14 protein-coding genes are annotated in these 25,250 nt (G+C 48.6%); 10 read left to right on the top strand and 4 right to left on the bottom strand.

The features are described 5' to 3' along the window. Nucleotides 1-41 precede the first annotated feature (41 nt). The 5 genes from ABD846_RS02710 (at nucleotide 42) to ABD846_RS02690 (ending at nucleotide 4,691) form a co-directional block, all read left to right on the top strand. Nucleotides 42-1,847 (top strand): AMP-dependent synthetase/ligase, encoded by a 1,806-nt coding sequence (locus tag ABD846_RS02710; protein ID WP_344822405.1) that lies wholly within the window; start codon nucleotides 42-44, stop codon nucleotides 1,845-1,847. Between the two features lie 24 nt (nucleotides 1,848-1,871). Continuing rightward, nucleotides 1,872-2,759: an SDR family oxidoreductase gene (locus ABD846_RS02705; RefSeq protein ID WP_344822403.1), complete on the top strand. Its 888-nt coding sequence runs from the start codon at nucleotides 1,872-1,874 to the stop codon at nucleotides 2,757-2,759. 143 nt (nucleotides 2,760-2,902) lie between these two features. Then, nucleotides 2,903-3,343 (top strand): MarR family winged helix-turn-helix transcriptional regulator, encoded by a 441-nt coding sequence (locus tag ABD846_RS02700; protein ID WP_344822401.1) that lies wholly within the window; start codon nucleotides 2,903-2,905, stop codon nucleotides 3,341-3,343. Further along, a complete protein-coding gene (locus ABD846_RS02695) occupies nucleotides 3,340-3,762 on the top strand; it encodes an organic hydroperoxide resistance protein (RefSeq protein ID WP_344822399.1) in 423 nt (140 codons plus the stop codon). The genes ABD846_RS02700 and ABD846_RS02695 overlap by 4 nt, the downstream gene beginning before the upstream one ends. 185 nt (nucleotides 3,763-3,947) lie before the next feature. Further along, the gene (locus tag ABD846_RS02690; RefSeq protein WP_344822397.1) at nucleotides 3,948-4,691 is read left to right on the top strand and encodes a hypothetical protein; all 744 of its coding nucleotides are present in this window, start codon (nucleotides 3,948-3,950) and stop codon (nucleotides 4,689-4,691) included. Between the two features lie 82 nt (nucleotides 4,692-4,773). Here the strand turns inward: ABD846_RS02690 and ABD846_RS02685 are convergent, their stop codons facing one another. The 4 genes from ABD846_RS02685 to ABD846_RS02670 are packed head-to-tail and all read right to left on the bottom strand — an operon-like array spanning nucleotide 4,774 to nucleotide 16,364. Next, complete coding sequence (locus tag ABD846_RS02685) at nucleotides 4,774-5,169, bottom strand: lipocalin-like domain-containing protein (RefSeq protein WP_344822395.1); 396 nt, start codon at nucleotides 5,167-5,169, stop codon at nucleotides 4,774-4,776. A gap of 4 nt (nucleotides 5,170-5,173) precedes the next feature. Beyond that, the gene (locus tag ABD846_RS02680) at nucleotides 5,174-7,135 is read right to left on the bottom strand and encodes a fibronectin type III domain-containing protein (RefSeq protein ID WP_344822393.1); all 1,962 of its coding nucleotides are present in this window, start codon (nucleotides 7,133-7,135) and stop codon (nucleotides 5,174-5,176) included. A 17-nt stretch (nucleotides 7,136-7,152) separates the two neighbouring features. After that, nucleotides 7,153-14,628: a hypothetical protein gene (locus ABD846_RS02675; RefSeq protein ID WP_344822391.1), complete on the bottom strand. Its 7,476-nt coding sequence runs from the start codon at nucleotides 14,626-14,628 to the stop codon at nucleotides 7,153-7,155. 23 nt (nucleotides 14,629-14,651) lie between these two features. Then, on the bottom strand, nucleotides 14,652-16,364 hold the full coding sequence (locus ABD846_RS02670) for a hypothetical protein (protein WP_344822389.1): 1,713 nt from the start codon (nucleotides 16,362-16,364) through the stop codon (nucleotides 14,652-14,654). 118 nt (nucleotides 16,365-16,482) lie between these two features. Between ABD846_RS02670 and ABD846_RS02665 the strand changes: the two genes are divergently transcribed. From ABD846_RS02665 to ABD846_RS02645, 5 genes are all read left to right on the top strand, one after another. After that, on the top strand, nucleotides 16,483-19,434 hold the full coding sequence (locus ABD846_RS02665) for a sensor histidine kinase (protein ID WP_344822387.1): 2,952 nt from the start codon (nucleotides 16,483-16,485) through the stop codon (nucleotides 19,432-19,434). Between the two features lie 54 nt (nucleotides 19,435-19,488). Beyond that, nucleotides 19,489-20,127, top strand: a complete 639-nt coding sequence (locus tag ABD846_RS02660) for a response regulator (RefSeq protein ID WP_344822385.1) — start codon at nucleotides 19,489-19,491, stop codon at nucleotides 20,125-20,127. 191 nt (nucleotides 20,128-20,318) lie between these two features. Beyond that, nucleotides 20,319-21,992, top strand: a complete 1,674-nt coding sequence (locus ABD846_RS02655; protein WP_344822382.1) for a peptidase domain-containing ABC transporter — start codon at nucleotides 20,319-20,321, stop codon at nucleotides 21,990-21,992. Further along, entirely contained in the window at nucleotides 21,989-23,296 is a 1,308-nt protein-coding gene (locus tag ABD846_RS02650; RefSeq protein ID WP_344822380.1) for an HlyD family secretion protein, read from the top strand. The genes ABD846_RS02655 and ABD846_RS02650 overlap by 4 nt, the downstream gene beginning before the upstream one ends. Continuing rightward, nucleotides 23,277-24,677 carry a TolC family protein gene (locus tag ABD846_RS02645; RefSeq protein ID WP_344822378.1) on the top strand — a complete coding sequence of 467 codons (1,401 nt, stop codon included), beginning with the start codon at nucleotides 23,277-23,279 and terminating at the stop codon, nucleotides 24,675-24,677. The genes ABD846_RS02650 and ABD846_RS02645 overlap by 20 nt, the downstream gene beginning before the upstream one ends. Nucleotides 24,678-25,250 lie beyond the last annotated feature (573 nt).

Genomic DNA, 25,250 nt, shown 5'->3' with positions numbered 1-25,250 from the left:
CCGGACTTTCGGTGCCGGCATAACAATCCGAAACAGGTATTATGAAACAGGCAGGCAGATTATTCGATTGCATTTCCGTCCAGGCCGATCGGCCACTACCCGACCTGCTGAATGCAAAGTCTTCGGGACAATGGCAGGCATACACAACGGAAGCAGTACATCGCAAGGTGTATGAACTCGCTGCTGCGCTGCTGCGCATGGGCATCGGGGGCGGAGGCGGCAATGTGGAACAACGGGATAAAATTGCAATCATCAGTCCCGGAAGGCCCGAATGGATCATTACCGACCTCGCCGTCCAGCTGACAGGTGCGATCCTGGTTCCTTTATATCCCAATACAGGAGAGCGGGAAATTGCGCAGATATTGTCCGAGACAGAAGCCAAATGTGTATTTACCGGAGATTGCGCGCTGACAGATGTCATTCTCTCCATAAAAGGACAGACTCCTTCTGTACAATCTGTCTTTTGCTTTAACGATGACAGCAAAGGAACCTTCTGGGAAACTTTGCTACAGGACATCTCTCCCATAGAACGCAACCGTATCAACCAGATTGCTGCCGGCATTCATACAGACGATATCTGCACGATTATTTATACGTCAGGGACGATGGGAAGTCCCAAAGGAGTGATGCTGAGCCATGGCAATATCATGAGCAACATTACATCAGCATTCCCCGTACTCGATCAGATACCCCGTCCGCAAAATCGGGCACTGAGCTTTCTTCCGCTCAACCACATCTTTGAGAAGATGGTGATGTACATCTATCTGTTTAACGGCTTCTCGGTGTACTTCGCAGAGAATATGGAATCCATAGGAGCTAATATGCGTGAAACAGGCCCCAATGTATTCACTGCTGTACCGAGGCTGCTGGAGAAAGTCTTTGAGCGCATCCTGGCCGAGGGGCAGAAGCTGCGCGGGATCAAAGCGAAAATCTTCAACTGGTCGGTACATCTTGCATCGAAGTATGAGATAAGCGGTAATAGTCCCTGGTATAAATTCCAGCAGTACTTCGCCGACAGACTGGTTTACAGCAAATGGCGGAAAGCTGTTGGCGGTAATATCCAGGCAATCGTAGTCGGCAGTTCCGCTTGTCCGGTAAGACTGGAACGCATCTTCACGGCGGCAGGAATCGTAATCATGGAAGGTTACGGATTAACAGAGACCTCTCCGGTGATCGCGGTAAATCACTACTTCAGTTCAGGGAGAAAGTTCGGGACCGTAGGACAATTGCTTGACGATGTGCAGGTAACAATTGCCGATGACGGAGAGATACTCTGCAAAGGACCCAATGTCTTTAAAGGTTATTACCGGAACGAGGAACTAACCCGCGAGGTGATGCAGGACAGCTGGTTTCATACTGGAGATATCGGCAGCAGGGATGAGCAGGGATTCTTAAGGATCACCGACCGTAAAAAAGAAATATTTAAAACATCAGGTGGCAAATATGTAGCACCGATGCCGATCGAAAACCGCATGAAAGAAAGTCTGTATATCGAGCAGATGATGGTGCTGGGCGCAGGGAAAAAATTTGTTGCAGCATTGATCGTTCCCGCCTTCGGGCAGTTGGGCAAATGGTGTTCCGACAGGAATCTTCCCTGTTCCACGCCTGCAGAAATGGTGCACCAGCCGGAAGTGGTTGCAATGATACAGTCCGTTATCGATCATTATAACAGGGAATTCAACCACGTAGAGCAGGTGAAAAAATTTGTACTGTTACCCACCGAATGGACCATAGAAAGCGGCGAACTGACACCCACCAGCAAGATGAAACGCCGGATCATCCTGGACAAATACGCAAAAGAAATCGATAGTATCTATGAAAGTGACGGTACGGTACCCGAACTTTAAACAGGCTCTTTATAAAAGTATCAGATGCAGGAAACACATTATACGGAAGGCATGCTGCGCAAAGATGCGCTGGCCGGGAAAAACATTATTGTTACAGGGGGCGGAACGGGCTTAGGCAAAGCGATGAGCAGCTATTTCCTCCAACTCGGAGCGCAGGTGGTGATTACCAGCCGGAAAATCGACAGACTCGTAAACAATGCCCGGGAAATGGAATCGCAATATGGAGGCAAAGTCGTTGCCATAGCCTGCGATGTCAGAGACCCGGAACAGGTACAGCGTATGCTGGAAACAGCTGTATCGGAAATGGGTGCGGTACACGGACTGGTGAACAATGCGGCGGGTAACTTCATTTCGCCCACCGAACGACTCTCCGCAAATGCTTTTGCGACCGTAATCGATATTGTACTGAAGGGATCTGCCAACTGTACGCTTGCCCTGGGTAAATACTGGATAGACCGGAAAATACCGGGCACTATCCTGAATATAGCCACTACCTACGCACAAACAGGGTCCGCATTTGTGGTGCCGTCCGCCTGTGCTAAAGCCGGTGTGGTGGCAATGACAAAGTCGCTGGCCGTGGAATGGGCGAAATATGGCATCCGCTCCAATGCGATCGCACCCGGACCGTTTCCGACAAAAGGAGCCTGGGAACGCCTGCTTCCCGGCGAACTCGCACAAAAGTTCGATTTTAAAAACACAGTACCCCTGAAACGCGTGGGACAGACACAGGAGCTTGCCAATCTTGCCGCTTACCTGATGTCCGATTTTTCGGCGTATATCAACGGCGATGTGATCACCATAGACGGAGGTTCCTGGCTGCAGGGTGCGGGTCAGTTCAATATGCTGAATGCAATACCTCCCGGCATGTGGGACCAGATTGAACAAATGACGCGCAACGCCGGTTCGGAATAGGCGTATACCATAACTTACTGCAAGCCATACCTCCCGGAGGTATGGCTTTTTCATTACAGTTTTATGTTAACACTGTATTGCATACAATTATATTGTGCAAAATATACTTTACCTTACTTTTGTATTGCAAAAACATTACCATTATGAGTACGCAGGAAGATTTACTCAAGCTGGACAACCAGGTATGCTTTCCGCTTTATGCATTATCGCGGGAAATCACCAACCATTACAGGCCGTTTCTGGACGAGCTGGATCTTTCGTATCCCCAGTACCTGGTGATGATGCTGCTGTGGGAATATAAAAAACTGTCTGTCAGCGGCATCTGCGACAAGCTGATGCTTGATACCGGAACGCTCACTCCATTGCTGAAGCGTATGGAGGCAAAAGGGCTGGTGTTACGGCAGCGGAATTCTTCCGATGAACGCGTGGTAACAATCACGCTGAGCGATAAGGGTAAGGCGTTGAAAAAAGCAGCATCGGCCATACCGGATAAGATGATAGAGGCGATGGGTCTCAGCATGGAAGAACTGCTGCACCTGAAACAGATCACTACCAAAATTCTGAATAAAACAACACAACAATGAAAGCGCTATACACAGCCGTTGCAACTGCAACAGGTGGCCGCCAGGGACATGTAAAGTCTGAAGATGGTATCCTCGACCTTCAGGTAAGATTACCTAAATCACTGGGAGGAGCCAACAACGACTTCACCAATCCGGAACAATTATTTGCCGCAGGCTATGCTGCCTGTTTCGATAGTGCCTTAAACCGGGTGATCAGCTTATCCAGGACATCCACGCAAGGAACTTCCGTAACGGCAAAGGTCAGTATCGGTCAGTTGCCGGGCGGCACTTTCGGACTGGAAGCGGAACTTGCCGTAAACATCAGCGGGATAACGCTCCAGGACGCTATAGCGCTTGCAAACAGGGCACACGAGATCTGTCCGTATTCCAATGCCACCAGAAACAATATCAACGTACACCTGACGGTTACGAATAACTAACTCCAAACAGAGAACAACGATAGCCGCCCATGCCCCTTTGCATGGGTGGCTTTTTGTCTTTTTGCTGCGACCCCGTGGTTCTTATTGTAATAACCAAATCATGAATTTTATGCAGCAGATACAATTTTTGAGCTTGCAGCGCTACTTTCGCAGATAATTAGCGGGATTTTAAAACCGAACAGTCAATGCTCAAAAAAGAACGCCTGGCAATCATCCGCCAATATTATCCGAATGCGCTTACCACTATCGACACGGTGAACAGGGTTATCGATCTGATGGAAGACGACCTTGACCTCGAACCTTCGAAGGTGATGCTGGCTGACAGTATCTGCAGCGACGATGTGAACAGCATACAATATCCGGTGCGTTTCCAGGAATTCCTCGGACCTTTCAAAATGGGCGGATTGGACGGATTCCCGTTTACAGGTTTATCCGGCATGGCAGCTTTTGCCAGTCACGTACCAGACGACGGAGGGGTATTTATTTATTATGGCCCGCACATAGGTATATCCAAAACAGGAGAGATCGGCGAGATCCACCGGTTCGGGCAAAACGAGACATCAGGATGCTGCGGTGCCGCCCAGGGAGCCCTGCATAAGCTTACACATAAGCTGATAGAACCTGGAAAAGTCACAGAGCTCGACCACCAGATGAATACCATAGAGCAAATTCTGTATAATGCATCAGAGCGTATCCTGAGCGCTAAAGAGCCACTTGCTGAAGCGACGGAAGTAATTTATGAAGCAATAGACAGACGTATCCACGAACTGATCGCTGCAACACCATTCAAATGCCATTATATCATTGTGATGGGAGCAATACTGATCAACAGTGACCGGGACATGGGTTCATTCTCATCGGCCAAAAGATTTGAAATGATCAATCTCGAAAACAATACCACTACCGATCTGCTTTCGATGTTCCAATAACATACACAAAAAACAGGCCTGAAATAGTCAGGCCTGCAGAACTCCGGAGAGCTCTTCTCTAAAACGAGTTATTGTAAAAAATCTAACGTTCCAGCTGAAGCAACAGTTTGCTCTTTTTCCAATACAGCTTCAGCGATCCGTTGCCGACATACAGTATCTGCACCAGCTCCGAGTTAGCTCCCTGTTGCATGCTTATCATATCAGCGCCTGCAATGCTCCAATGAAACGGTGCAGGATTCTGCGCAGGATTGCCGCAGGGTTTAGCACCTTTATACTGATTTCCGTTTCCGTCTTCCTGGAACGTAAAAGTACTTCCTTCGCGGCAAGGTCTCCACAAGTCTCTGTCGCTTTGACCATCTCCGTCAAAATCAAAGGCCATAGCCGTCACCTTCCAGGTACCGACGATACTTTTCTTATCCTGCGCGAAACCGGTCCGGCAAAAAAACAGTACAATGACTAATCCGATCAGTTGTTTCATAAATTTATTCTTGCAGCCGGATACTCATGGGTGTGGTGGCCTCGCTCATTACACCGTTCTCCGACTCAGTTACGAATGAATAATAATAACGCTCACCGCGCTTTACCTGCTTATCTGTATAAGCTGCTTCCGCGGGACCTAATGCAGCAATCTGTTCGGGTGATTTCCCTGCAGTACCCCGTAAGAGATATACCTTCTTAAGGCTTACACCTATGGGAAGATTCCAGGTAATGGCGACGGTGCCGTCCTGTTCAGTAGCCATAATATCACTTACCGGAAGCGGCTTTTCAGGTGTTCGGGTATATCGGTGCACAGCAGACGGACTACCGGTTTTATCGCCGTTGACTACAGATACCGAATACGCATACGTTTTGCCTGTCTCAATCTCTTTATCCAGGTAATAGCTGTTCTTCAGACGGATCTGCCTGGCCTTTCCGATTGCCTCCCCATCCGTATTGAGTTCGCTGCGGAACAACACATAACCATCTGCCCCCGTAGTATTCCTGTTGTCCGGCCACATAACCTGTACCGCGTCTTCGTCCGCAGCAAGCACTGTTATATCATCGGGAATTGTCAGTTGCCCGCCATCCTTCTGCACCGAAAAACGTTCGCTGAGCGGACTTTCATTATAGCTGGTATTCTCGTCGCTGAGGGCGTAACTGTAAATACGCGGCTGACTATTGTACGGAAGTGTATCGCGATACTGATATACTCCGCTATTGATGATAAGGGTGGTAATTTTCTGCATAGGACCGTTGTAGCCATCACCCCGGTAAACGAAAAAACCACGGCAAGGTTCCGACGCAGTATCCCAACTAACTACAGTCACATTGCCTTCCAGCTGTACGTGCACGTTTCTCGGCGGTGCAAGATTCGCGTCTGTTGCACGCAGAATACCGGGCACACGGGGTGTATTCACAGATTGCTCGTAGGAACCATTTAATGCGATGGCATAATAATAAGTGGTAATCGGCTCCACCTCAAAATCGTCGTAAACCGAATCCGATGGCGACAGCGAAGCGATCCGGCGATAGGCGCCGCTGTACTGATCACCGCGGTACACTTCCACACTTACCACATCTGCCGTGGCCGGAGGCAGCCAACTCAGATGAATGGCCCGTTTTGCCTCCTGGGAAACAGCCGTAAGATGTCTTACCGAGGGCTGTATAGACGATTGCGGGACGTGAAACAATGTTGCAGGCTCTGAAGCTTTTCCTTCATTGCCCGCTGCATCGACCGGAACCAGTGTGTACACATAAGGCACTTTCGGCGTGGCTGTATAATCGGTGAACGCAGCATACAGCCTGTCCCCGCGCCTGCTGTAGGTGACGAGCGGATGTATATGCTCTGCATTGCTGCGCAGGTAATAACTCCGGTAAATATGAGCCGACTGCATATCGCCCGGTTGCTCTATTTCAAATTCAATATATACCCCTTCGCGCGCAGGTTGAATCATCAACGGACGAATCTTCGCACGTTGATCAGGCCCCTCAGGATAGCTTACCGGTCCCGCAGCGTTCGTACTGATTCCGGCTGTAGAAAGCCGGTATTCATACCGGATGCCCTTCTGTGCATCCGCGTCAAAGTAAGCCGCGCCCGCAGCCGCGAGTACCTGCAGGTGTTCGCGGTAGAAGCTTAGCGAATCAATTGCATGGGATGCTGAAAAACGCTGCCATATACGGTTGAGGTATTCATCGGCTACCGTTTCCGGAGGGGCAGCCGCCATACTCACTGAATGATACGCTGCAATAAATTGAGTGCTGTTACGGGGAGCCGCGAAATTTCCTATCGTCTGCCATTCCTTTCCGCTTTCGCGACGTTGCACCTGTGCACCGGGCTGAGCAGTGCGTCCGGAACTTACCCATATTCCCTGAGGTCCTGCAAACGCGCTGATCTCCTGTGCATGCAAAGCATGCGTAAAACAATACTGAAGGACTAAAAATATGATGATGCTATACTTTTTCATGACCAATCCTTTTACCGTTATTTGGATGCTTTATTTGTTCCGCCGCACTTATGCAGATCGGCGATGCTTTCCAGTTTAAAATCAAAATGGGCCCCGCTACCCTGTCCGAATCCGAAAGTCGCACCACAGGCCTTTTCAAAATCGAAACAGATATCGTCGAAGAACGGAACGCTCTGACAGGCTTCGCAGGAAAATCCGAGTGCCGACGCTCCTTCCACACCGAATCCCGCCCCCGGAGCATTGCTGTAAGTGGCTTTTGCCGTGAGGTGACCTTCTATCTGACCTTTAATGGTAGTTCCGGTAATAGCACTGAGTCCGGCTTTCACCATGCCATGCGCTCCCACATTCAACACGCCATTGGTTCCATTGCCGAATGTGAGTCCTATTGAACTTTCCACGCCAAGCACCGCATTGAAATATGCCGCAGCTATTCCGATATCGAAGCTCTTGGAGGTATTCAGAATATCATAGCCACCGGTAAAGTAACAGCCTTTGAAATTGCTGCGATTCTCGGTGATCCAGCAAAGACTCTTTGGATCTTTACTGAACTGAACAGTCTTCGCGATGATATCGTCACTGAGATTATCATACACACCCAATACCAATCCGGAACTGAATACGCCAAAGCCTTCTGCCAGCAATACACCTGTATTCAGCTGTCCGGCCGCCATAGTCAGGAATCCGTGCTTGCTAAACTCCACCTGCACATCTCCCGTAAATTTATACGAACCGAATTCGGCGTTGTCCATACGCATGGCGCCACGCATCACGCTTTCTTTGAAATCGTATACCATATTCAGGTTGCCAAACGGAGTTTTAATATCGCTTACTTTGATACTGTCGGTATTCGCCGTGATATCGCCCAGCACTTCAAAATTCACGGGCTGTACATCTTCCGTTGCCTTAAGGCTTCCGTCGCTCGGATTGATAAATCCGGAGAAGCGGAGATTTGTCCAGTCTTTACCTTCCACCCGCATACCGTTGCGGAGTTTGTTTTTAGCATCATAAGTGCTTACCAGTTTCAGGTTATTCTTACTGGTAAGTTTCAGGATATTATCCGGAGGCACGAGGTAGATCATACCTGCGGAATCCAATGAGCCTTTCTTACCGAAGGTGAGCATACAGGGAATCTTTTCTGTTTTACCAGGTTCTTCAATTGTCCCATAAAACGTAGCCATTCCTTTATCTGCATTGAGCTCGGGTGCTTTTCCGCCGGCCGGAGAGGTAAAGCGCGTATAGCCTTTTCCGTCGAATGAGAATGAGAACGGAGCAATCTCCTGCTTCAGCATATTCCCCTCGCTGGTATATTTCATACCAATACTTACTGAAGGCGTTCGCGGCACATCGAATGTTGCCGTACCCTGCAGCACAAAGAAGTCAGGATTGGTAGCGATACCGTCGGGTATATAGTGGATGCGTCCGTTATTACCTACCGGAATCTCCGCACTTTTACGCAGCGAAATAATATTCTCGTTATTGTAGGAGATCATCTGAAAATAATCAAGATCGAGCTTTGTGTTCCCGTATTTTGTTTTCAGATTGAAGGAAGCGGCAGGCTTCGTCCCTTCGGAAGAAACACTGAGCCGCCAGTGTGCGCCGAGGTCAGATCCGGTCTTCATATCATACACAAGCGAAGCCTTCGGTGATATATTCACCAGCGCCACCAAACCGCCACCTAATGTAAGTGAGTCCAGCTTGGGCTGCTGCAACACGAAAAGATCATGACGCAGGTTAAACAGTCCCATAGGGATATCTGCCACACCCGTGTGTATCACGGCCCGCTCGCTGTACAATCCGCCTTTCGCAGGATCAACGCTCCACTGTTTGACTTCCAGGTCCCAGTTTTCCAGTTTCAGATGCAACGGATCGGTGAAGGTTGCCGCATCGATCTTATTCTGGTCGAGGATGATCTGCCTGATATGCACATCCACGAAACCTGGCTGACTGTTACCTGCCTGCCCGCGGAAATTGACATTGAGGTGTATCTTTCCCGCATCATCGATATAGCTGGCTTTAGGACCGGCTTTCGCGTCAAATCCGATAAAACTGAAACTGAGTGAATCTCCATCCTTATTCGTAAGTTGATAAGGATCTGTTTTATTCAGGGTGGAGATCACCGGTACATTCATTTTCATTTTCTGATCACCCGATTGCCAGGTGGCCAGGTGGAATTCGCCTGACTTATCAAAGTTGAGATAGGTACTGGGATAATTGTATGAATTATCCACGATGCGCGCATTCGCAAAAACGGTTCCGCCGCTTCCGTCTTTCGACAGGAGCAATGGTTGCGTACCACCTGTCTGCACCGGCTTACCATTGACGATGATCACCGATGTGGCCATAAGACCGCTGATAGAAAGATTGTAACGGCCTGCCAGTTTCATCTTGAGATTGGTTTCCGAAAGCTTCAGATCAGGTGTTTCAGGCAGGAGTACATTTTTGCCATTCACCGATTGCTGTACAAACACCACATCTTCTATACGCACCTTCGTCTTGTTGTCTAGCCAGGATAGCCTGGTCTTATTGGCCGACAGGTTCAGCACGCCGGTAATCTTATATTTATTGGTCCCCGCCGGCTTCGCGGATTCAACCGCAAAGGGGAATCCGTAAACATTGCTGATATCTGCCTGACAAACATCCTTCAGGAAGAAGTTCGCAACCGCGCCTCCGCCTTTTATCGAGAGTGTTGTATCCCCTCCGTCGATGAGTACACCGTATCCCTGAACCGTTGCATGCACACGTACTTTAGGTAATCGCGGAATACCTCTGAGCACATAGCGTCCGTTCGCATCCGTGGTGGTCTCCATGGCATTCCAGGCTGTATCCTTCGGATCCGTCTGACTGCTGCCGTTACTCTGATCTAAATATACCCTTGCGTTCTGAACGGCAAAATCGCCGATACGTGTAACCTTTCCGGTGAGCGAATCACCCATACGCAGCGTAATCTTATACACCTGCATGTTCCGGCTTTCCTTATTGGTCAGGTGCAGCACCTGCGGAATGTAGCCGCGACCTTTCGCATCGGTGACCATTACGGTATAGTTATTTACGGAAACGTTCGCAAACGAGAACGCGAGAGAGGGATTGTTGAGCGTATTTACTTTTGTAAGTTGCTGATCGGCATTGATAGCAATTTTAACGAGCCCGGCTTCCATCTCTTTACCCAACTTTATAACACCGTCTGCGTTGGTAAGTGTGATGTCAAACTGCATGCGGTGCAGACGTTTCGGCAGGTCGATATGCTTCAGATCCAACGGACCGCTATCCGGGGTTTTTACGGAAATAAGCGTATCGAAGTAAGCCGGATCCTGCGGAATAATCTTCAATTGTATGCCGGAACCCGAAGGAGCATATACCTCGAACGGTGTTCCATTTTTGGGAGTAGGCACCAGCGTGGTATCGGGTAAACGCATAATATACGCGCTGATCGCATTGCCGTCTTCACCCCGTACCGTTCCGCTGATTTTGCAACCGGGACTTAATTGCAGGTTGTACCGTCGTTGCTGACCCAGCGAAGGGACAGGCAGCGTAACGCTGTTCTTGTTTCCGTATCCCGCTTTGAATGCGTAACAGGTGATAACCGGTTTGTTCTGATCGCTGTTGGCATCCCAGGAATAGCTGCGTCCGTTCACCACCATTCCGTTCTTATACTCGAAATATCCCTGCGCATCGGTGGCAACAGAAAAACCCAGATCTATGCCGTTGACAGCACCCTTCTGGCATCCTGAGCAATAGATATTCACATAGCTCTGGATACCTTTGTCCGTTCCGGCCTCGGTAACACGACCGATGATTTTCCCCTCCTTCAGTTTCAGGTAATAGGTTCCGCCAAGCGTTGCGCCTTCTACAGGTTCGAACTGAGTAGCGAGATCTGCTTCGGGGTTGGATGCAATCTGTATTTTATTTTTTGCAGCAACCGCAATACCATGTACATCGCCGACCACGAACGATCCGTCGGCATTCATGCTTAACGAGGTATCGATCACCCATTCCACCGGATCGCCGGTTATGGCTCCCGCTACAGATGACTGAAGCAACACTTTGGATGGATGATTCGCAGTACCCTCTCCTAAGGGGGTCAATGCGGGCTTTGTTCCTGCGGGCCGGTATATAGTCATCCTGACACCGCTGGCATCAGGCTTGCTTACCGTTTCCCATTTACCTTTATCATTCTGTTTCTGGAATACGACTTTCGTCTGCCCTTTCCAGTTCTTCACCTGCGTGGTAAGCGTACCTAAATCGCCTTTGTCGAACGCCTGCATGATGAAGTGACCTCCCTGATCCAGATTACCACCATCCATCCGCTCTCCATAGAAAGAGGTATGCGGCCCCACCAGCTCCACAACAAGCATCCTGCCGACGGCAATATTACCATCAGCAACAACCGTATTCGCTGTGTTTTTCACAACCGGATTCACACCGGGCATTGGCCCGTGCAGACCAGGCATTTCAAAAGCATAGCGATCCTGCTCTTCACGGGCGCCTGTATAATTTGCTCCGTAACTTTTGTTCATGGTCTTACCGCCGATCTCCACACCTCCTTTACCTAAGCTGCTATTGGCGGTCTTAGTGGTTGCATTTCCGGTAGCCGTTGCGCTTACCCCATGCTCAGAAATAAATTGCGTGCTGCCGGAGTATCCCTTTCCTTTGTTCATGCCATTGCTTACATCGTCTCCGTGTTGGGCGCTATTGTACATATCCTTCCAGTTCGCACCAAAACTCCAATCGTCGTCGTAGCCAAGCACCTTCTGGGAAACCGGATCTATGACCTTGTTTTTACCATCCACTTTTTCTTCCGGCGGACAGGGATACATCGCCGTTACCTGATGACCATTTGTCGAGATCGTGCCTTTTTTGTCGTAGTTGATAAAATTGATTTTAAAATTTCCCTGGGCATCTGTAGTACCGGTACCGAGCACCACACCATCCATGTCTGAAGAGATGATCTCCTCATTCTCCTGTATTACGCCGTCGCCGGGCTTTCCGTTCAACTCCACCTGCGACTTCGCAAAACAGTATTTACTGCCATCGGGTTGGGCTGCTTCGGGAAATCCTTCTTTGCCGTTAAATGTGTAGATCATGCGCACGACGAACTTTGCATTTGTAAGAGGGCGCTGTACATTATATCCGGGCCATGTGTATACCATTTTCCCACTCACCGTGCTCATGGGAGGCAGCGTGCTGATCAGATTGTAACCGGTATTCTGTGTAAACCGGTTTTTAAATTGCTGGAGTTGAAATGCAGTAGGCTTAAAGCGGAATATCTGCTCAGGGGCTTCCAGAAAAGCATCCAGATCGCCGTCTGCAGTAAGCGCATATACGTCTGTCGTTTTGGTGGACGCAACCTGAAACGGATTTTTGGCCGCACCTCTTTGCGTGCTGTCGTTGGGCAGGATCGCCTTTATATAATATTCATCATCATCGCGCATGTTACAGAGCAGGCGTTTAAAATTCACCACCGTCTGTTCGTCGGATGCTCCGGCATTTTCAATACTTGTCACCGCTTCCGCAACCTTCATCATTGTCTTTCCGCGTACTGTTGCCTGCACCGTATAGTCACCTTCCCGGAGTGGCATATCTGAAGACTTTGCATAGCGATAGATAACTACCGGAATGCCGGCTTTCACACGCACGCGCGGCTTAATGGTGGTCGTGTCGATTACGTACTGATCGTTCTGCACCGACACTTCTTTACTGAGCGTGTCATAATAGAATTTCGGAAACCCTTTTCCTACCTTCACTTTCAGCGAATAGGTAAGTGCCTCCACCTTTACCTGTCCGAGTTCAATACTGTCTTTCAGCTTTGCAACCGCGCCATTTGCGGCAGTCGTGGACAGCGTAACGGAGAGACAGGAATCCATCGACCGGTAATAAGGATTTAATATACTGATGCTGACGTACTTATTACTCTCCTTTTCTTTGGGAACCGGTATCCATACGCTGAAGTTGCCCTGGGCATCGGTGCTGCAGGGATAAGAAGGCTCGGCTCCATAGCTATCTGCAGTAACAGACGATTTTGACTTTTCCCCGGAGGCTGCCAGCCGGAACGCCAGTTTCACATTATTTGCTGGGTAAAGACTTCCGCCGTCTTCCAGGTTGTAAGCAAGGGTTCCGGTAAATTTTATCTGCTTCACCGAATCGGCAGATCTGATGATCCGCACTTCGCAACTTTTCGCTTCTGCCAAAATGCGCACACCGGTAGGGCCGCTGCCTCCCACACCTATAGCCTGAACGGTTACCATATACCAATGGTCGGCTTTCAGTCCCATAACATCTGCCTGCGCCGCGCTGATATTGACAAACTGGTCGGTGATCAATTCTTTTGTAACTGTCTTATCACCTTTTACAGCGACTCTGCCTTCACCGGAAAGATTCAACGGTGTGAAAATGACTTTATAAGCGGTGATCGCAGCGCCATTGGCAACTTTCTTTTTTTCGGGAATGCCGTTTGCCGGAATATCCTGTGTATTCCATATCCAGCTCAGTCCGAGATCTTTCTCTGAAGAATAAAACAGCTTATTACCCTGAGCCTCTGTGACATTGCTGTCTATGCGGCTGACGCCATTCGCGTCTTTATATAAACGGCAAAGCGGATTTGTGATGATCAGGGTGTCCGGGTAAGAAGCGGGAACAGTAACATCGGTATCGCCGTAACGGAATGTGCATACCGGACTCCGGCCGTTATTGCGGATCAGGTATTTTCCACTGGGGTCGATTGCCGTTACCTGCCAGGCGTACAGTGTCCCCTTTGTAAGCTTCGGATCGGATAATCTGTAGGTGTAGCTGGGAACATTCAGCACACCGAAGGTCTGAAAGAAGGGGGGCTCGGTAATCGTATTGATGGCATTGTTCGGATCACCGTTACGCCATACCGGCGTCATGCGCAATATATATTGCACACCGGGTATACCCGGCGGAGGCGTCCATGCAAAAGGAACGGCCTGAGCGGGGTTATCCGGGTAGGTAGTGCCACAACCAGGGCTGATTGCAACAGGAGCTTCTGCATACACAATATTGATACTGGCGCATACTTCCGCCGAAACTTCTGCATTTGTGTTCCAGTCGAACGCCTGCACGCAGATCTGGTAGTTCCCTTCGGGCAGGCCGGCTCCCGTTACAACATTGTCTATTGTAGTACCGGTAAGGCTGAAATTATTCTGGCTGAAATATCCTTCGAAATCGAGCCCTTTAAAAATTGCACTGGGCATTGATATCACCATCGGACTTGCAGGTTTGAAGCCCGGGCGTGTAGAGCCGTTGATGCCATTATCACCTGTGATTCTGGCTTTCAGGTAAAAGCTTACCGGTCCGCCGCTACTGTTCACTACCGTGAGCAGTGCTTTATTGCCATAAGTGACATAATCATTCAGGTAGGGAGAATAAGGCGGAGCAACGCTGAGGCTCAACGTAAGCGATTGCGCCCAAACTGCGTTACCGCAACAAAGCAGCAATGCAATGAGCAGTCTCTGTAGAAATGCCTGGTTCGTTTTCATATCGGTCCTGTTGTGCACTGTTATTAAAATTGGTAACTGTATCCTATGGTCACAAGTAATTCATGGAAACTGCGGTTGAGTGCGCCGCTCTTACTGTTATTCAGGGTGTAAACAAGGTCAGCACGGAAACGGTTTCTCCGGCCGGCAGCGAGCACATGGTTCGTATTCAGTTGCAGGGTACTCCCGTCGTTTGCACCGGCAAAGGTGTTGATCGAGTAGTTGACGCCGGCAGCGGAGGAAAGCCTGTTCTTCAGCAGATTTTTACTAAGCCCCAGCGTGCCGCCTGTACTGGTGGTGACACCCACAGACACTTTTGTATTCACTTTATAAGCAGAAGCATTGATACCCACTCCGCTGCCGTTAAGAAAAACACTATAGCTGAGCGTATTGTTGACCGTGGTCATATTGAAATGCTGGGTGTTCAGTTTGTTGTTATCGTTCAGGGTCTGATCGCAGAACACAAATACAAACGTGTGAATGGAACTGCTTCGTTGCCATGTATAGCGTGGAGTAGCGACAATGCTATGTGTCACCTGATCCAGGCGGGTGGTATCCGAAAGGCTTTTCAATCCCGGCTTCTGGGTGATCCCGTAATTCGAATAGCTCAACGAGATCCCGTAATGCGGCTTCGGACTGACATTGCAATTGAACGATCCGACCAGCCTGTCGGTACGTGCGAGTTTTTTTCGCTGCAGGTTATCATGCTCCTTTCCGACGCTTGCGCGTACCTGAAACGTATTTTTCTTATTGTTGAACGAAGGGATCAGGGTCACACGCTCGACGTCGGTCTGCATATAGTACATACCCATCGTCTTATAATCAGGCAATATGTAACCATACTTAAGTGCCAGGCCGAATTGCCGGTCGCGGTACTGTAACGTAGCATCTCCCGCATAATAAATACTTGTGGAAACCCTTGGTGTAAGAATACCTTTGGCGAAATTGACCAGGGGCGTCTCCTCCGCAGACACCAGGTCGGCCCGTGTATCCCTTGTATAAGCACTTACACCCGCATCCACATCCAATGTAAGGCGTTTGAGGAAGCTCAGATGTGTGCGCAAACCGATGCCGGCATTTTCTCCCGGTTGCACATATTGTTCCACAGGATTGTTCCTGACACTGCTTTCCCTGTCCTTCGCCTTAAAAAACGACAAGTCGAAGAAATTGGCCGGAGTGCCGTATCCCAGCTTAATACCATACCCGTATCTGTCGTAGGCTGCATAAGGGAAGTTGTTATTATGCTGCTGCTGTTGTTTGGTGGTGTCTTCCTGTACGGCTTTGAGAAAACGTCCCCACATCGCCGAAAAGCGGAATTTACCGGGCGTGAGGTCGATACCGGCTCCCAGGAACTGATGACCATCCAGCGTATAACGACTATAGGACAATGAACGATAGCCGAGGTGTACGCGGATCCATTTGTAAGTCGGAGAAACACCGAACTGATTAAAAGGCTGACGAAAATCGCGTTGCTGTTCGGAAAACTGGAAAGAAAACGGCAATGCGAGTCCTTTTACGGTAACAGTGGCATTACCGGAAATAATATAGGACAAAGGACTCCTCCGGGGCTCTATCCCCGAAACAGCATAACCGATACCCCTGATATCCAAAACCCCGGAATATGTGATGGCTTTTTTATTAGAAAATCCATCGGAAAAATCCTGCCCCGAACCCGTTGCAGGGACCAGTGATAACAGAAACACCTTTAAAATAGCGGCTTTGCGGAGATTACACCTCATGATTGCTGAAGCATTATTGGTATTGTAAAATTGGTATGAGGCCGGAAATTGAACAATCACATCATTTGGTGAGTGATGAATTATTCGCGACAGGCTATTATTTTTAAGTGTGAAATCATTGTCACACCGGATAATATGGATGCTGGCGCTACTGCTTACGGCAGCGGCAGGCGTACGTGCACAAAGACTCCCCTTTGTCAACTACTCCACTGCACAGGGAATGGTGCATAACCGCACCCACACTATCAACCAGGATGGCAAAGGCTATATATGGATCGGTACCGACCTTGGTATCAATCGCTACGACGGGCGCACATTCAAGCATTTTCCAGCGCCCGCTGTAAAACACTACTTCGCACGCTACAGCGTGAGGATAGGGGATAAAGTGCTTTTCGCTATGGATGGGATCGGTCTCGCACTTTGCCTCGGAGACTCCGTACAGTTTATCTGCCCTAAAAACCTGAAGCCATTGAACATCAGCGGAACGGCAGCGCTAAGCGACCGCAGCTTTCTGTTTAATGAATGGCAAAATGGCGTCGTAAAAATGGATGAAAAAGGCAATGCTCAGGTATTGCATTTACCCGCAATCGCCAGCAACAATTCGTTTGTAGACATGTTCCGCGACAGTAAGGGAATTATATGGCTGATGTCCGGAAGCGGCCTCATTGTATTTCCGGAAAACGATCCTGCAGCAGCGAGAAAACTGAAGGCGCTCGGGAACGCCTATATCAATTGCGTACGAGAAAGCAGGGATGGGTATATCTATATAGCCAGTTTCCGCGGTGTATTCCGCATATCCCCGCAGCAACGCAGCCAACTGTCAGATGCTGCAATAGAACCGGTATTCAACAAAAACCAGGAAGTGACCGCCATTGCATTCGACAACACAAATCATGTCTGGCTATCGACCGTTTACGATGGCATCTACAAATGCGATGCTTCCGGCCGGAATCTGGATCACTATACGATCCGCAACGGTCTCATCAGTCAGAACACCTGGAATATTTTCTGCGACCGGGAAAACAATATCTGGATCGGCACGGAGAACGGTATCAGTAAGCTCCCCGATCACCAGTTCATGAGTTTCGATTTTTCGCAGGTGGATTTTCAGAGTGTGAAAAGCTCCCTGCACTGGGACGATTCCACGATGTTGCTGAGCAATGTGATGGACATCTATTGTTTGCGCGGATCACAGCTGCAAAGACTGAAAGGTTTTCACAGCGGTATCGGTTACCGGAGCCATATTCTCGACAAAAGTCCGGACGGGTATTTGTGGGTAAGTAAAAGTGTACCGCTGCCAGCCGGAAACTTTAAAGTATATACCCTCAGCTTTAAATTCAATGGTGAGCAGCTTACAGATTCCATTGCAGTGAGCAAACTCCCCGGCGGACCTAATGAAATATTCGGCAGGCGCGGGATGATTTCCCTCCCCGGAAACGCCTGCCTAATCAGCACAGATAAGGGAATGAAGGTATATCGCGATAAGCATTTCTATCCTGTGGTCCGCACCGACAGTTTACCGGTCAACTCGTTATGCAGCATCAATTCGCAAAGCTTCTGGGCATTGCTCGACAACCGTAAACTGGTGAGGTACAAAATACTGCCGCTTAATGCCGGAGCAGATTCCTTCCGGCTGCAAACACTGGAAGAAGACACTTCGATCCTGAACGGCAAGCCTGTGAACAGCCTGTTTCGCGACAGCAGGAATCGTATCTGGTGTTACGGTGTGCAATGCGGAGCCGTGATCCTGCACCTGAATCCGGACGGAAGTATACACCACGCCTCCGTCCCCGGCCTTTCGGCATTCTCCTCCGAAATCTTCAACGACATCAGTGAGGACGCAAAAGGGCATATATGGGTGGCAACGTCTGCCGGACTGGACGAAGTGACCGAAGACAAAAACAAATTTGAAGTGAAAAGAGACCGCTTTGGCGGCAGGCTTTGCGGGAAGAACATATTTTTTGTTACGCCATTCCGTGCCGGACTGATGGTGGGTTCCACAGGATGCGCAGGAATAATAGGTCTTCAGGAAGAAGAAGACGCATACAGGCCGGAGGTATACATCACAGATCTGCGGATAAATGAAATTACACGCCGGAATTTGCTGTATCTCGAACTGCCGGAACTGCATCCCGAGGAGGATAACCTGCGTTTTTCCTTTACGGGCATCTATTTTAAGGACGAAAATCTCATCCGCTATGCATATATGCTGGAAGGGATCGATAAACAATGGAGCACACCGTCACCGGAGCACATGGTTACGTATTCACATCTGCCCCCGGGGAAATATATTTTTCATGTGAAAGCACTGGCGCCGGACGGCCTGTGGTCTGCAAAGGAAGCGGTATTCAGCTTTTCGATAGACAGCCCTTTCTATACACGCTGGTGGTTCATACTGCTGTGTACCGGCGCATGTACCGGCATGCTGTACGCCATCTACCGTTACCGGATCGACCAGTTGCTTGCGATACAACAAATACGCCAATCCATTTCCAAAGATCTTCATGACGACATCGGAGCAACGGTATCCAGCATCAGTATTCTGGCAAACATGGCGAACAGCGACCTTGTTTCCGAACAGAAACGCCGGCAGTTCCTGGATACAATACAGGATGAAAGTAAACACGTCACCGAATCGTTGAGTGATATCGTATGGAGCATCAGTCCCAAAAACGATACGCTTGATATCATGTTTGCCCGGATGCAACGTTACGCTTCCGAACTGTTTGAGGCCAAAAATATCAGCTATCAATTCAGGCTGCCGGAAGACATCAGCAATATTGCGTTCCCTATGAACCGCAGGCAGCATGTATACCTGATCTTCAAAGAGGCAGTGAACAATCTTGTAAAATATGCAGGAGCCGGACACGCAGACATTTCGGTCTCTGTCGAAGACGAACTGTTCATCATGCAGATCAGTGACGACGGTTCGGGGTTCGACATTGATAGTATCACTCCGGGGAACGGCATTATCAACATGCGCAAACGCGCTCAGGAAGCGGGTGCCCTGCTCGCGATCATCAGTAAACCCGGAGCAGGAACCCGGATCCGGTTTATGCTCCGGATGTAAAACCGAATGATGTGAGTGCATAAAACCAAACGGCGGCTTAGCTTTACACTTTGTATGGTACGACTCCTCATCTACGAAGACAATGAGAAATTACGCAAATCGCTGAAGCTCCTGCTTTCCGGCATGAGCGACATTACTTTGCTGAATGCATTGCCCAACTGTCTGGATGTAAAGCAGGATACCCGGTTTTATGAACCCGACGTCGTGCTGATGGATATTGACATGCCCGGAATGAACGGGATAGAAGCCGTATCCCTCGTAAAAGAAATCAGTCCCGACACGCATGTGCTCATGCACACGGTATTCGACGACGATGATAAGATATTCAATTCCCTAGCGGCCGGCGCAGATGGTTATCTGTTGAAAACCGCCAGTCCTATGGACCTGTACAGTGCCATCAAAGATGTGCAAAGCGGCGGAGCGCCCATGTCTCCGGGTGTAGCCAAAAAAGTGCTGGAATCATTTCGCAAACCCGAAAAAACAGGCGAACGCGAAATGGTGGACCTCAGCCCGAGAGAAAAAGAGATTCTGCTGATGCTTACCAAAGGTTATACCTACAAAAGAATATCCGCCGAATGTGCCATCAGTATCGATACTACCCGCACCCATATAAAAAACATTTACACGAAACTGCATGTGAACTGCGGTACCGAAGCAGTGGCCAAAGCAATACGATTGCGCCTCTTTCAATAACATCCCCTCCACCCCGGGATTTAAAGCAGAAGCAGCTTGCAGCAATGCAGGCTGCTTTTTTGTTTGCAGTCGCACATATGCGACTTATCTATTATAATATAGGCTGCGCATATGATAGCATAACAGTTCCTTAAGATAGTAATACTATTATTTAGAAGCGAAAGTATTATGTTTGCTTTACAAATCATCACATGCAAAAGAATCCGGCCAACATCATCGTAAAGTTTCTGAACCTGCTGAAATTCGAAAAGGCGGAGATATACTCCATATATATCTACGCGATTCTGGCAGGTATCATCCAGCTGTCGCTGCCCCTCGGAATTCAGTCCATCATCAGCTTTGTGCTGGGTGGGGCTATTTCCACATCTATCGTCATTCTGATCATTGTTGTGATCGTCGGCGTGCTCGCTGCCGGTCTGCTGAAAGTAAATCAGATGAAGCTCATCGAGAAGATCCAGCAGCAACTGTTCGTACGCTATTCCTTTCAGTATGCCCATAATATCCCGAAGCTCAACTTAAGAGACGTAGACAACTATTACCTTCCTGAACTTACGAACCGGTTTTTCGACACCATCACTCTTCAGAAAGGCATCGCAAAATTACTGCTGGACGTTCCTGCGGCAACCATACAGATACTGTTCGGACTGATATTGCTTTCCTTCTACCACCCGGTGTTTATTTTCTTCGGCATACTGCTACTGCTGATCGTCTATATCACGTTAAGAATCACGGGCAGTCGCGGACTGCAAACAAGCGTGCAGGAAAGTGATTATAAGTACAAGGTAGCGGCGCATCTGCAGGAAATATCGCGCGTGGTCCGGACCTATAAGTTCAGCCGGGATACAGAGCTGCCCGTAAGAAAAGCAGACAAGCATGTTACAGGCTATCTGAAATCCCGTACGGCGCACTTCCGTATATTATTGTTTCAATACTGGACACTGATCGCATTCAAAGTAGTGATCACGGCGGCAATGCTGATTGTAGGTGCATTCCTGCTCGTGAATCAGCAACTGAACATAGGTCAGTTTATCGCTGCCGAAATCGTCATTCTTATGATCATTGACTCCGTAGAAAAACTGATCGTCAATCTGGATAATGTTTACGACGTGCTTACATCTGTAGAAAAGATCACCAAAGTGACGGAGAAACCGCTGGAGCAAAACGGCAGATTGGACATAACGGATCAGAAAGGGTTTACGATAAAAGCACAGAATCTCAGCTTTGGATACACGGACGATAACAGGATATTAAAAAACCTGAACTTCACGATAAAATCCGGCGAAAAGGTGTGTCTGCAGGGCGCTTACAGTTCCGGAAAATCTTCTTTACTGAAAGTGATCAGCGGCAGCTATAAAGATTTCGAAGGCATCCTGAGCATCAACGATGTGTCCATCCACAATTACGATGTGAACACGCTCCGGTCCCGCGTCGGCATCCTCCTGAACATACAGGAGATATTCAAAGGAACGCTGGAGGAAAATATCTGTCTTGGCGATACTTCCATCCCGCATAAGCAGCTGGATAAAATTGCAGCGGTTACCGGCCTTAAGCCATATATAGACACGTTAAAGGACGGATATGCGACCGAACTGCTGCCATTGGGCCAGCACCTTTCTTACCGCGTGATTAAAAAGATCCTGCTGTGCAGAGCGTTGATCGGTCACCCTGCGCTGTTGTTACTGGAAGAGCCCTGGATGGGGCTGGAAGACGAATATGCCGCTTCCGTACAAAACTATATCATGAACGAACTGAAGGACACAACTGCTATTGTCGTAACCAGCGATAATACATTCGCGACAACATGTGATCAGCTGTTTTTCATTGATAACGGTGCATTGACAACCATACAAAACAAAGACAGATGAAGGAAATAAAAGAAACATTAGCGTCTCAGCATCCCGGTATCGGATTTAAAGCCTTCGATACTATTTACCGGTCCGACAAACAAAGTCGTGTGAAATACTGGTTTTACATTATCCTTTTAATGCTTGTGGTACTGCTATTCCTTCCCTGGACACAGAATATACGCAGTAAAGGATACATCACCACGCTGAAACAGGAACATCGCCCGCAGGAACTGAATTCCATTATTTCAGGCCGTATCGTCAAATGGTATGTAAAAGAGGGCGATCACGTAAATACGGGAGATACGATCGCCCAACTGGGAGAAGTAAAAGATGCCTATCTCGATCCGGAACTATTGAAACGAACCGAGCAGCAGATCAATGCAAAAAAAGCCAGCATCGGATTCTACAATACCAAAGTGGCCGCTACGGATGCTCAGCTGAACGCCATGCAGCAGGCCTTGCAGCTGAAGCTCAGGCAGCTTTCCATGAAGGTGATCAGCGACAGCATGGAAGTGATCGCGGCTACAAATGATATGAAAATCGCGGAAGAACAGTACAGGCGGCAACGCATCATGCGTGACAGCGGACTTGCTTCAATGGTACAGCTGGAACAACGCAACCAGTATTACCAGTCCGCGCTTGCCAAAAAAACCGGTGCAGAGGTAAAACTCATGAATACCCGCATTGAACTGAACCAGGTGACGCAAGAGTATGCTGAAAAGATGTTTAAGGCGCAGGGGGAAAGAGCTGCCGCACAGAGTGATGTCGCGGCAGGGAGTGCCGAAGTCGCGAAGCTGGAAAATCAATACGCGAACTATAAAATACGCAATGGACTGTATTACCTGATCGCTCCGCAAAGCGGACAGGTGGTACAGGCAAGCAAAGCGGGGATTAATGAAATATTGAAGGAGGGCGAAAAAATCGCAGAGATCGTTCCGGACGAAATAGATTACGCCGTTGAGCTGTACGTGCGCCCGGTGGATCTCCCTTTATTGTCGGTGGGAAGCGAGGTCAGATTTTTGTTTGACGGTTACCCGGCCATTGTGTTCAGCGGATGGCCGCAGGCGTCCTACGGCACATTCAGCGGTAAGATAAAGGCAATTGAAAACCGCGTGGGCGTCAACGGTCTGTTCAGAATTCTTGTCGGGGAAAATGCGGCATACAAACCGTGGCCCGAAAATCTGCGCATGGGTGCCGGGGCGCAGGGTATCGCATTACTTAAAGACGTGCCCATCTGGTATGAATTATGGAGGAATATCAACGGTTTCCCGCCGGACTATTACAAACCCAACACTAAGGAGTATGAAAAGGTTAAGAAATAGACTGCTGCTGCTGTACACCTTCATCGCGTGCTGCAGTGTCCGTTCGAAGGCTACCGATACATTGCGTCATCTTTCGAAAGACGAATTTGTAAGTATCGTAAAAACATACCATCCTACCGTAAGACAAGCCGGAATCGGAGTACAGAAAGCCAAAGCAGACATACTGAAAACAAGAGGTGTATTCGACCCTGTAGCAGAAGGAAGACTGGATCGAAAAACCTTCGACGGAAAACTCTACTACAGTTATTTTAATCCGCAGATAACTATACCCACCTGGTATGGTATAGACATTAAAGCAGGAGTGGAAGAAGTGATCGGAGACAGGGTAACAAGCGAAGCTACCCTCGGCAAAACAAGCTATGTGGGCATTAAATTTTCTTCCAACAGCCTTTTATATGATGGCCGGCGTGCAGCACTGCAACAGGCCAGGCTGTTCAAAGAGCAGTCTGAAGCCGAACGGCGGCTCATCATCAACGACGTGATGTATGATGCCTTCAGCAGTTACTGGAACTGGGTAAGGGAGTACAGAAATTACAGGATCATCAGCGAGGTGATCGCCGTTAACGAAGCGCGCTTATCATTTACGAGAACGGAATATGAACAAGGCAGCAGACCCGCAATTGACACCACGGAAGCACTCGCTCAACTCCAGACCTTTTACGTGCAGCAGGAGAATGCAAAATTGGCCTACCTGAATGCAGGTCTTTCATTATCCAACTATCTCTGGACAGAGGACAATATCCCGGTTTACTGGAATGAGTCAATTATTCCGGATACCAGCGAACTGCAGGAATGGACCACTCCTTCACTCAACAACCTGCTGTCGCTTGCAACCAGTCACCCGAAAATAGACGCGCTTTCTTCGAAGATCAGCATACTTGAAGTAGACAAAAAACTGAAACAACAATACTTCATACCAAAACTGTCGCTGAGTGCAAACATGTTGAACAAAGGATACACCACAGATTTCACACCCACACAGACCTTCCTGGAAAACAACCATAAAATAGGCGCAACACTGAATATCCCGCTTTTCTACCGTGATGCGATAGGTGGCTACAGAATGGCAAAACTGAAGATTGCAGAGACGGAATTGGAGCAGAGTAATCAGCTATTACAGATAGAAAACAAGGTGCGTAGTTACTACAATGAAGTATTAGCGCTGCAGCGGCAAATAGACATATACACTGAAGTCTACCGCAACAACCAGAAGCTGTTTCATGGAGAGCAGTTCCGTTTCCGAAACGGAGAAAGCTCTCTGTTTATACTCAACTCAAGAGAAAACAAAATGCTGGAAACGTCGTTGAAGTTACTTGAGCTGAAAATGAAACTTCAGAAATCATATGTGGGACTGTTATGGGCTGCAGGCCAGCTGGGTTAATGTAAACCATATGGCCGGAATCAGTTGCTACCGGAAACAGAATCCCCCGATATTGCCGGAACAATATCGGGGGAGTATTTTTTGTGGACTTCCCGGACAAAATGTCGAACGACTTGTATAATTTTTCAGGCAGGCCTTTACTTTGAAACACAGCATTAACAGCACTTTGCAAAGATTTGACCAAACCGAAAAAAATTATCCTCTCAACATTCCGGAAACCCGTACCCGGCCTTACTCTGCTACGGTTTTCTTTTTAATTATAGTCACTTTGAAAAACCGGAAACGCAACTGCCCAAGGCAGGTCAGCAGAATTGTGGAGAGAAAGGTAAGACCCACTACGGCGTAAAGTAAATGGTCACTCAGATATAGGTTTCCCGGCTTACCGATATCCTCCTTTAGCCCTGCTTCTTCGGCCGGCTATCTGAAAATGATCACCGGTACACTTGAAAAGTGCCTGCCTTACCGTCTCTTTTGCCTGCTTTACAAAGGTCTGGTCGCAAAATATAACAGAACTTTTATCTTTATCAGGTGAAAAGGCCGAATCTGATAGTAGGGTTAGTAATATCGTTGGGG

Source organism: Rurimicrobium arvi (genome assembly GCF_039540495.1).
Taxonomy (GTDB): Bacteria; Bacteroidota; Bacteroidia; order Chitinophagales; family Chitinophagaceae; genus Rurimicrobium; species Rurimicrobium arvi.
The sequence above is the reverse complement of the archived record's forward strand: the minus strand, read 5'-3'. Positions and strand labels throughout refer to the sequence as shown.